Source organism: Pararhodobacter sp., from assembly GCF_034676075.1.
Lineage (GTDB): Bacteria > Pseudomonadota > Alphaproteobacteria > Rhodobacterales > Rhodobacteraceae > Pararhodobacter.
The window spans coordinates 1-9,643 of record NZ_JAUCCQ010000148.1 but is presented as its reverse complement, the minus strand read 5'-3'; the positions used below and the strand labels follow the sequence as shown (position 1 = coordinate 9,643).

The window sequence follows — 9,643 nt, the reverse complement described above, 5'->3', positions numbered from 1 at the left end:
AGCGAGGAAGCGAGGAAGCGAGGAAGCGAGGAAGCGAGGAAGCGAGGAAGCGAGGAAGCGCCGTGCGGTCGTCAGGCCTCGGGGTCAAGGCCTCCAAGGTAGCCGCGCCGATGGTGGCCGCCGACCGTCGGCGGGATCGTCCTTGCCCGCAAAGGCAACGCGATCCCCTGGATGCCGGGTCACAGATCCCTCAGGCATGCGATCTCATGCCTGCCCCCCGCGCAGTATCGAAAGCCAGGGGCGGGGCGCTGAGGGCCGAAGCGCTACGGTTGGCAGAGATCCGGGATTCGCGCCCGCCCGCTTCGACGGAAACCCGGTCTGCACCCCGACTTGCACCCGCGCTAGAGTCACGCCTCCAGCGTCCCTTCAACAAAGGCGATGAGGCGGGGCAGGCAGATGCGGGTCAGGTCATAATTCTCGACGATATGCGCCCGGGCCGCGCGGCGCAGGGGCTCGAATTCGGCGGGGCGGGCAAGGCATTCGGTCAGCGTCGCCGCCATGGCGCCGGTGTCGAAGAAATCCACCAGCCGCCCGTTCACCCCCTCCTCGATCAGCTCCTCGACGGGGGCGGTGCGCGAGCCGACCACCAGAGCCCCGGCGCTCATCGCTTCCAGCATCGACCAGGACAGAACGAAGGGCACCGTCAGATAGCAATGCACGCGGGTGCATTGCATGAGGCCGACGAAGGTGGCGTAGGGCACCTTGCCGGTGAAATGCACGCGCGACAGGTCCAGCCGGTCGCGGACCTCATCGAGGAAAATCTCCTTCCAGCTGCGGCCGCCGCCCGGGCGCGCGCCATAGCTCACCTCGTCGCCGCCGATGATGACGACCTGCGCGCGGGGCCGGGCGCGCAGCACCTCGGGCAGGGCGCGCATGAAGGAATGATAGCCGCGGTAGGGTTCGAGATTGCGGTTGATGAAGGTCAGGAGTTCATCGCCCGCCCGGAATTCGACGCCCGAAGGCAGGGTCACGCGGGCCGAGGGGTCAGGCGCCAGCCGCGCGGTATCGACGCCATCGTGGATGATGGTGATCTTGTCGCGGAAACAGGCGGGGAAGGTGTCGGCCTGAAACTCGGTCGGGGCCAGCGCCGCATCGGCCTGCGCCATCATCAGCGCCTGATGGCCCTGCCGGGCGACGACGGCATAGGCCTTATCCTCGGTCGCCGAGGCGAATTCGGGATCGAACCCGACATCCAGCCCGCGCGGCGAATAATAGAGTTCGGCATAGACGATGAGCCGCGCCTCGGGCCAGACCTCGCGCAGGAACAACGTCTCGCCCCAGCCGCCATGGCCGAAAATCACGTCGGGGCGATAGCCGTGCCGGTCGCGCAGGATCCGGGCGGCGCGGGCCACGCGATAGGCGCGGTTCGTCATCTCGGCAAAGGTGGTGCCCAGCTGCGCCACCTTGGGATCGGGGCGGGGATCGGGCTTGCGGTAGCGGAAGGTGGTGATGGCGGTCTTGCGGGCGTTGGTCTCGTCGGTGAGCGCGGTCACGTCATGGCCGCGTTCCACCAGAGCCGGGGCCAGATGCAGGAACTGGCCCGGGAAATTCTGGTGAACGAAGAGGATCTTCATCCCTCGGACCGGCCGATCGTGCGCAGGTCGAAAGCCGCCGCCAGCAGGGCCTTGGTATACTCGCTTTCGGGCGCGTCGAAGATCTGCGCGGCGGGGCCGTATTCCAGCACATCGCCCGATTTCATCACCAGGATCTGGTGCGCCATGGCCCGCACGACGCGCAGATCGTGGCTGATGAACAGATAGGCCAGCCCATGGCGCCGCTGCAGATTGCGCAGCAGCTCGACGATCTGCACCTGTACCGTCATGTCCAGGGCCGAGGTCGGCTCGTCCAGAATGACCAGCTTCGGTTGCAGGATCATGGCCCGGGCCACGGCGATCCGCTGCCGCTGCCCGCCCGAGAATTCATGCGGGTAGCGGTGCATCATGGCGGGGTCGAGGCCGACCTCCTCCATGATCGCGGCGACCGCCTGACGGGCGCTGCCGCCGGTCGGCACGCCATGGACGCCCAGCCCCTCGGCGATGATCTCCTCGACCGTCATGCGGGGGCTCAGGCTGCCATAGGGGTCCTGAAAGACGATCTGCATGTCGCGTCGCAGCGCCCTGAGCGCGGCGCGGCCGGTCCCGTCGCGGGCCCCGGCCGAGATGTCGCGGCCGAGGAAAACGATCCTGCCTTCGGACCGGGTGAGGCGGGCGATGGCCAGCGCCAGCGTCGTCTTGCCCGAGCCGCTTTCGCCGACAATGCCCAGCGTCTCGCCCGCGCGCAGGCTGAGGCTTGCATCGTTGACCGCCTTCACATGACCGACGGTGCGGCGCAGGAAACCGCGGGTGATCGGGAACCAGACGCGCAGATTCTCGGTGCGCAGGATCTCGGTCGCGTCGGCGGGCACCGGGTCGGGGCGGCCCTGCGGCTCGGCGGCCAAGAGCTTGCGGGTATAGGGGTGGCGCGGATCGGTGAAGACGCGCTCGGTCGGGCCCTGCTCGACGATCTCGCCGTTCTGCATGACGCAGACCCGGTCGGCCACGCGGCGGACGATGTTCAGGTCATGGGTGATGAACAGCATCGACATGCGCTCGGTGCGCTTCAGATCGGCCAGCAGTTCGAGGATCTGCGCCTGAATCGTCACGTCGAGCGCGGTCGTCGGCTCGTCCGCGACCAGCAGTTTCGGGCCGTTGGCCAGCGCCATGGCGATCATGACGCGCTGGCGCTGCCCGCCCGACAACTGGTGCGGATAGGCGGTGAGCCGGGTTTCGGCGTCGCGGATGCCGACCTTTTCCAGAAGCTCCAGCGCCCGGGCGCGGGCCTCTTCGCCGCGGAGCGCCTGGTGCAGTTCCAGCGCCTCGGTGATCTGCCGCTCGACTGTGTGCAGCGGGTTCAGCGAGGTCATCGGCTCCTGAAAGATGAAGCTGATGTCATTGCCCCGGACGCGCCGCAGCTCAGCCGCGTCGGCGCCGACCATCTCGGCGCCCTCGAAGGTGATCGAACCGGCCAGATGCGCGGCATCGCCCAGCAGGCCCACGGTCGACAGCGCCGTCACCGACTTTCCCGAGCCGCTTTCGCCGACCAGCGCCACCGTCTCGCCCTCGGCGATGTCGAAGCTGACGCCCTTGACGGCATGGGTCTCCTGCCCGCCTTGGCGGAAGGTGACGCTCAGGTCCTGAACACGCAGCAGGCTCATCGGAAGGTCTTTCGCGGGTCGAAGGCATCGCGCACGCCCTCGAAGATGAAGACCAGCAGGCTGAGCATGATGGCAAAGGTGAAGAAGGCGGTGAAGCCCAGCCAGGTTGCCTGCAGGTTCTGTTTCGCCTGAAGCGTCAGGTTGCCCAGCGAGGGGGCGCTGGCGGGCAGGCCGAAGCCCAGGAAGTCGAGCGTGGCCAGCGCGCCGATGGCGCCGGTGATGATGAAGGGCAGCATGGTGACGGTGGCGACCATGGCGTTGGGCAGCACATGGCGGAACATGATCCGCCCGTTCGAGACGCCCAGCGCCCGGGCCGCGCGGACGTATTCGAAGTTCCGCGCCCGCAGGAATTCGGCCCGCACCACGCCCACCAGCGCCGTCCAGCTGAACATCACCATGAGGAAGACCAGAAGCCAGAAGTTCATCGGCGTGATCGCGGCGATGATGATGATGACATAGAGCGAGGGGACGGAGCCCCAGAGCTCGATCAGCCGCTGCGCCACCAGATCGGTGACGCCGCCGAAGAAGCCCTGCACCGCGCCCGCGAAGATCCCCACGACAGACGAGATCGCCACCACGACGAAGGCGAAGCTGACCGAGAGCCGGAAGCCATAGATCACCCGCGCCAGCACGTCCCGCGCGCCGCCGTCGGTGCCCAGCCAATGATCGGCATCGGGAGCCGAGGGCGCCGGGCCGCCGAGGTTGTTGATCGTGTCATAGGAATAGGGGATCGGCGGCCAGAGCAGCCAGCCCGCGACCACCGGCTCGCCCTCGACCGTGCCGGTGGCTTCGGCCTGGGCCAGCGCGTCCTCGGGATCGTCCAGACACCATTCGATGCCGCCGGTGCGGATCAGGCATTGCACCTCGTCCGTGCGGTAATCGGCCTGGGTGCGGAACTCGCCGCCATAGGCGGTTTCCGGGTAGAACTGGAAGATCGGGAATTGCACATCGCCGCGGTAGCTGACGGCGATCGGCACGTCATTGGCCAGGAATTCCGCGAACATCGTCACGCCATAGAGGACCAGGAAGATCCACAATGACCAGAAGGCCCGGCGGTTGGCGCGGAAGTTGCGCCAGCGCCGTTGATTCAGGGGCGACAGGGCCATGCGTCAGCTCTCCCGCGTCTCGAAGTCGATGCGGGGGTCGATCCAGACATACATCAGGTCCGAGATGATGCCGACGATGAGCCCCAGCAGGGTGAAGATGAACAGCGTGCCGAAGATCACCGGATAATCCCGCGCCAGCGCCGCCTCGTAGAACAGCTTGCCCAGCCCGTCGAGCGAGAAGACCGCCTCGATGATCAGCGACCCGCCGAAGAAGGCGCCGATGAACACGGCCGGGAACCCGGCGATGACGATCAGCATGGCGTTGCGGAACACATGGCCATAGAGGACCTTGCGCTCCACCAGCCCCTTGGCGCGGGCGGTGACCACGTATTGCTTCCTCAGTTCATCGAGGAACGAGTTCTTGGTCAGCAGCGTCAGCGTGGCGAAGCTGGAGATGGTCAGCGCGATGGTCGGCAGGACCATGTGATGCGCGTAATCGAGCGCGTATTCCAACCAGTTCATCTGTGCGACGGCCTCGGCCTCGGAATGGAGACCGCGCAGCGGGAACCACTGGAAATAGGACCCGCCCGCGAACAGCACCAGCAACAGGATCGCGAACAGGAAGCCCGGGATCGCGTATCCCACGATGATCGCGCCCGAGGTCCAGGTATCGAAGGGCGTGCCGTCCTTGACCGCCTTGCGGATGCCCAGAGGGATCGAGACCATATAGGCGATGAGCGTCGACCAGAGCCCCAGCGAGATCGACACCGGCATGCGTTCGATGATCAGCTGGATCACGGTCTTCGAGGTGAAATAGCTGGTCCCGAAATCGAAGCGGAAATAATTCCACATCATGTCGAGGAAGCGCTGCAGCGGCGGCTTGTCGAAGCCGAATTCGCGTTCCAGCTGCTCGATGAAGGCGGGCGGCAGGCCGCGGGCGCCGATATAGCGCTCTTCGCCGCCACCGCCGCCGCGGCTCGCGTCATCGCCCGCGCCGGTGAAGCCGCGGGTGACGTCGCCCTGCCCCTGCATGTTGGCGATGACCTGTTCGATCGGCCCGCCGGGGACGAACTGGACCAGCGTGAAATTGATGATCATCACGCCGATCAGCGTGGGGATCACCAGCAGCAGGCGGCGGAGAATATAGGCACCCATGCCGGAAGCCCTACCTCAGCGCCCCCGCGGCGCGCAACTCTGCCGCGCGCTCGGCATCGTACCACCACCAGTCCAGCACCCCCGCCGAATAGCGCGGGGTCTCCTCAGGATGGCGGTACATGTCCCAATAGGCGAACCATTGGTTGGCGCTGTACCACAGCGGCACCATGATCCGTTCCCAGCGCAGCACCCGGTCCAGGGCGCGCAGCGTGGTATCGCGATCTTCGGGCGACTCGGTCACCAGCGAGATGTTGATGATCTCGTCCACCAGCGGGCTGCGCAGCGCCGCCGGGTTGAACAGGTCATCCGCCGCCTCGGACCCGAAGCGCTGCAAGAGGCCGGTGCCGGTATCAAGGAAGGGCGGATAGGAATCGAGGATCATGTCGTAATCGTGGTTCCGCTCGCGCTCGGTATATTGCGCGGGGTCGATGCGCTGGCCCTGCGCGTCGATGCCCATGGTGCGCAGATTGTCGAGGAAGCTCTCGATGATCGCCTCCGCCGTGGCGGAACCGGCGGTGGAATAGGGGAACTGGATGACCATCCGCTGCCCCTCGGCGTTGCGGCGCAGGCCCTGGTCGCCGACGGTCCAGCCCGCCTCTTCCAGCAGACGGTTGGCGCGGCGCATGTTGCGCCGGTCGATCAGCTGATCGGCAGACGAGCTATGGGCGGTCACCGCTTCTTCGGTCAGCAATTCCGGCGGCACCAGATCGCCCAGCGATTGCAGGAACGCCAGTTCCGCGCCTTCGGGGACGCCCGTGGCCTCCAGCGGCGAGCCCTGGGAATAGGAATAGCGCTGGCTCATCAGCCCGTATTGCAGCTGCTGGTTGGTCCATTCGAAATTATAGGCGAGCGACAGCGCCTCGCGCACCCTTCGGTCCTGAAAGACCGGGCGGTTGAGGTTGAAGATGAAGCCGGTGGCGGTGGGCGGCGTGCCGTCCGGGATTTCCTCGCGCTTGACCCAGCCGCGGTCCACCGCCGGGAAATCGTAGCCGATGGCCCATTGGCGCGAGTTGCCCTCGGCGCGGAAGGTGTATTCGCCGGTCTTGAAGGCCTCGAACGCGGCGGCGTCATCGCTGAAATACTCGACCCGGATGCGGTCGAAATTGTTGCGGCCGACGTTGATCGGCAGATCCTTCGCCCAATAATTCGGGTCGCGGCGATAGGTGATGCGGCGGTTCACCTCGAAACTGTCCAGCACATAGGGGCCGGAGCCGGGCGAAATCTCCATCCGCGGCTCGTCGAGGCGGGCGCCGGTCTCCTCGTACCAGCGCTTCGAGAACACCGCCTGATAACCCACCTGGTCGATCAGGGAGCGGCGCGAGATATTCGGCGCGAATTCGAATTTGACGGTGTGATCGTCCAGCGCCACGGCGCTCAGCACCCGCTGGCGGACGGCCTCGGCGTAGGAGGGCAGGCCCTGCTCCAGGATCAGGTCGTTGCTGAACACCACGTCATGCGCGGTCAACGGCGTCCCGTCCGAGAAATGCGCCTCGGGGCGCATGTGGAAGATCACCCAATCCTTGGTCTCGGGGTATTCGATGGTATGGGCCAGCAGCCCGTAAAGCTCGTCATAGACATCGGCGGGGGTCGCATCGCCGAAGGGACCGCTGGTCAGCAACAGGCTTTCATAGATCGCGTGGCTGTAGCGCCCGGCCCGCCCCCGGCGCGAATAGGGGTTCATCGAATCGAAGGTGCCCGAGGCGTATTCCGAGATCTCGCCGCCCTTGGGCGCGTCCGGGTTCACGTAGTTGAAATGCTCGAAATCCTCGGCATAGCTGAGGTTGCCGTAATAGGAATAGCCGTGCGCGCGGATCAGATTGTCCTGCGCCCGGCCCCGCCGCGGCATCATCAGCCCCGCCCCCAGTGCCGCCGCCCCGCCCATCAAGCCGCGCCGCGTCAGCGTCAGGGCGGATTTCGATGTCAGGGGGGAAACGGGTCGGGTCATGCGGCGCTCTCCTGTAGACGTCTGACTTCTGGGGGTCAGATGGGCTTTCTCCACCTAAATCCGCCCCTGCCCTGTGTTGCAAGTGGCGTTTGCGTGAGGGCAGCCCGTTTTCTGCCCGCGAAAGCTCAGCGCGCGCGCTCTTCGAGGAAACGGATGACATTCAGGCGGTCGGCGCGGTCCTGCGTGCCGAAGAAGGCCATGCTGGTGCCGGGCGCCGCCTCGGTCGGGCGGGCCAGAAAACGGCTCAGCGCCGCGACGTCCCATACCGGGCCCAGACGGGCCAGGGCGCCGGTATAAGTGTAGCCCTGCACGAAATTCACCGGCATGCCGACCACGTCGAACAGGCTGGGCCCGACGCCGTTGTCGTTGGGGTCGAGCGAATGGCAGACCTGGCAGCGGCGGGTGAAATAGGCCTCGCCCGCCACCGGGTCGGCCTGAGCATAAAGCGCCAGCAGATCGACGCCCGCATCGGGGTCGAAGGCGGGCGCCGGGGCCTCAAGGTTCAGCGTGTCGGCGGCCGAGGGCAATTGCCCGGTCTCGCGGGCGGTATCGGCGAGGGCCGGAACCGGGACCAGCATCAGGCACAGGAGCAGGGCTTTGGCGCGGGGCGTCATGGCGGTGTCTCGCAGGGGTCAGCACGGATGAAAGCGCGGCGGCCCCTTTCCGGCAAGCAATTTCCGCCTGCCCCCCGGACAGCAAAAGGGCCGCGCGCGGAAGCGGCGGCCCTTTGACAATCAGTTGGTCAGGCGGATCAGCCCGGATGATCGGCGAGGTAGCGGATCAGGTTGACCCGGTCCTCGGGGCTGGACAGGCCGCGGAAGCTCATGCGGGTGCCCGGCGCCATGCCGCGCGGATCGCGCAGGAAGTGGAACAGGTTCTCGACCGACCAGGTTTCGCCCATGGCCAGCAGCGCGCCCGAATAGTTGTAACCGTCCACCGCGTCGATGGCGCGGTCGACCACGCCGTCCAGATGCGGGCCGGTGCCGTTGGTGCCGTCCAGCTTGTGGCAGGACTGGCAGTTGCGCCACAGCGCGGCGCCGGCGGCGGAATCGGCGGTCTCGTAGAGCGCCATCACGTCGATGCCGTCATCGGGGTTGGTCGGGGCAGCCGGAGCCGCGCCTTCACCGCCCTCGACGGGCAGCGGATAGACCGCATGGGCATGGTCGTCGCCATGAGCGGCGGGCAGATAGATCGCCGAGGCGCCCCAATTCGCAAGAAGGAAGAACAGGAGTGCCGCGCAGAGCGCTGCCACCGTCTTGGTGATAACCATGGTATCGAACATGTCGCATCCCGAGCCTGAGCAGAAGTCGCGCCCTTCTACCCGCTTCCCCTTGGCCAATTCAAGCGCTAGTTACCGCGACGAATTGACTGAGCAGCCTGCTTTTTGCGGGCGGAGGGCATGATGAGCAAGCGTATCGCATTCCAGGGCGAACCCGGCGCCTATTCGCACGAGGCCTGCGCGGCCTCGCGCCCCGGATTCGAGGCGCTGCCCTGCAACACCTTCGAGGAGGTGATCGACTCGGTCCGCGAGGGCCGGGCCGAGCTTGCCATGCTGCCGGTCGAGAATTCGACCTATGGCCGCGTCGCCGACATCCACCGCCTGTTGCCGGAAAGCGGGCTGCATATCGTGGACGAAGCCTTCGTCCGGGTGCGGATCGCGCTGATGGGCCTGCCGGGTGCGAAACTCGAGGATATCCGCCATGTCCGCGCCCATCTGGTGTTGATCCCGCAGGCGCGCAGCTTCCTCAAGGCCAAGGGCATCACCGCCGAGGCCGCCGCCGACAGCGCCGGTGCCGCCGCCGATCTGGCCCGCACCCGCATCGCGCATGAGGGGGTGCTGGCCAGCGAGATGGCGGCGAAGATCTACGGGCTGGATGTGCTGGCCACGGATATCGAGGACAACCACCACAACACCACCCGCTTCCTGGTCATGTCGCCCGAACCCGACCTGACCCGGCGCGGCAGCCATGGCATGATCACCACCTTCGTGTTTCAGGTCCGCAACATCCCGGCGGCCCTCTACAAGGCCATGGGCGGGTTCGCGACGAATGGCGTGAACATGACCAAGCTGGAAAGCTACATGGTCGACGGCTCGTTCACCGCCACGCAGTTCTATGCCGATATCGAGGGGCACCCCGACGACCCCAACGTGAAACTGGCACTGGACGAGCTGAGCTATTTCACCACCCGGCTGCATATCCTGGGCACCTACCCGGCCTCGGACGCGCGGCTCTGAGCACGTGGGGCAGGTTTGCCCCCGCGTAACCGGCCTTGCCCTGCCGGGACTGCTTTCTCTTTGGTTTC

Annotated in this window: 8 protein-coding genes; 1 reads left to right on the top strand and 7 read right to left on the bottom strand. The window is 66.4% G+C overall.

Annotation, left to right across the window (positions count from 1 at the left end):
* Nucleotides 1-347 precede the first annotated feature (347 nt).
* From VDQ18_RS21380 to VDQ18_RS21350, 7 genes are all read right to left on the bottom strand, one after another.
* On the bottom strand, nt 348-1,574 hold the full coding sequence (locus tag VDQ18_RS21380) for a glycosyltransferase (protein WP_323022891.1): 1,227 nt from the start codon (nt 1,572-1,574) through the stop codon (nt 348-350).
* Nucleotides 1,571-3,193, bottom strand: a complete 1,623-nt coding sequence (locus tag VDQ18_RS21375) for an ABC transporter ATP-binding protein (protein ID WP_323022890.1) — start codon at nt 3,191-3,193, stop codon at nt 1,571-1,573. Before VDQ18_RS21375 ends, VDQ18_RS21380 begins: the two co-directional genes overlap by 4 nt.
* Nucleotides 3,190-4,299 (bottom strand): ABC transporter permease, encoded by a 1,110-nt coding sequence (locus VDQ18_RS21370; RefSeq protein WP_323022889.1) that lies wholly within the window; start codon nt 4,297-4,299, stop codon nt 3,190-3,192. Before VDQ18_RS21370 ends, VDQ18_RS21375 begins: the two co-directional genes overlap by 4 nt.
* Nucleotides 4,300-4,302: 3 nt before the next feature.
* A complete protein-coding gene (locus VDQ18_RS21365) occupies nt 4,303-5,394 on the bottom strand; it encodes a microcin C ABC transporter permease YejB (RefSeq protein ID WP_323022888.1) in 1,092 nt (363 codons plus the stop codon).
* A gap of 10 nt (nt 5,395-5,404) precedes the next feature.
* Nucleotides 5,405-7,339 carry an extracellular solute-binding protein gene (locus VDQ18_RS21360; protein ID WP_323022887.1) on the bottom strand — a complete coding sequence of 645 codons (1,935 nt, stop codon included), beginning with the start codon at nt 7,337-7,339 and terminating at the stop codon, nt 5,405-5,407.
* A 125-nt stretch (nt 7,340-7,464) separates the two neighbouring features.
* Complete coding sequence (locus tag VDQ18_RS21355; protein ID WP_323022886.1) at nt 7,465-7,953, bottom strand: hypothetical protein; 489 nt, start codon at nt 7,951-7,953, stop codon at nt 7,465-7,467.
* Nucleotides 7,954-8,090: 137 nt separating this feature from the next.
* On the bottom strand, nt 8,091-8,621 hold the full coding sequence (locus tag VDQ18_RS21350; protein ID WP_323022885.1) for a c-type cytochrome: 531 nt from the start codon (nt 8,619-8,621) through the stop codon (nt 8,091-8,093).
* 120 nt (nt 8,622-8,741) lie between these two features.
* On the opposite strand from VDQ18_RS21350, the gene VDQ18_RS21345 reads away from it, so the two are divergent.
* Nucleotides 8,742-9,575, top strand: a complete 834-nt coding sequence (locus VDQ18_RS21345) for a prephenate dehydratase (protein ID WP_323022884.1) — start codon at nt 8,742-8,744, stop codon at nt 9,573-9,575.
* Nucleotides 9,576-9,643: the final 68 nt, after the last annotated feature.

Coding starts and splice junctions, on each gene's coding strand:
- VDQ18_RS21380 (WP_323022891.1), bottom strand. CDS start 1,574: ATGAAGATCCTCTTCGTTCACCAGAATTTCCCGGGCCAGTTCCTGCAT.
- VDQ18_RS21375 (WP_323022890.1), bottom strand. CDS start 3,193: ATGAGCCTGCTGCGTGTTCAGGACCTGAGCGTCACCTTCCGCCAAGGC.
- VDQ18_RS21370 (WP_323022889.1), bottom strand. CDS start 4,299: ATGGCCCTGTCGCCCCTGAATCAACGGCGCTGGCGCAACTTCCGCGCC.
- VDQ18_RS21365 (WP_323022888.1), bottom strand. CDS start 5,394: ATGGGTGCCTATATTCTCCGCCGCCTGCTGCTGGTGATCCCCACGCTG.
- VDQ18_RS21360 (WP_323022887.1), bottom strand. CDS start 7,339: ATGACCCGACCCGTTTCCCCCCTGACATCGAAATCCGCCCTGACGCTG.
- VDQ18_RS21355 (WP_323022886.1), bottom strand. CDS start 7,953: ATGACGCCCCGCGCCAAAGCCCTGCTCCTGTGCCTGATGCTGGTCCCG.
- VDQ18_RS21350 (WP_323022885.1), bottom strand. CDS start 8,621: ATGTTCGATACCATGGTTATCACCAAGACGGTGGCAGCGCTCTGCGCG.
- VDQ18_RS21345 (WP_323022884.1), top strand. CDS start 8,742: ATGAGCAAGCGTATCGCATTCCAGGGCGAACCCGGCGCCTATTCGCAC.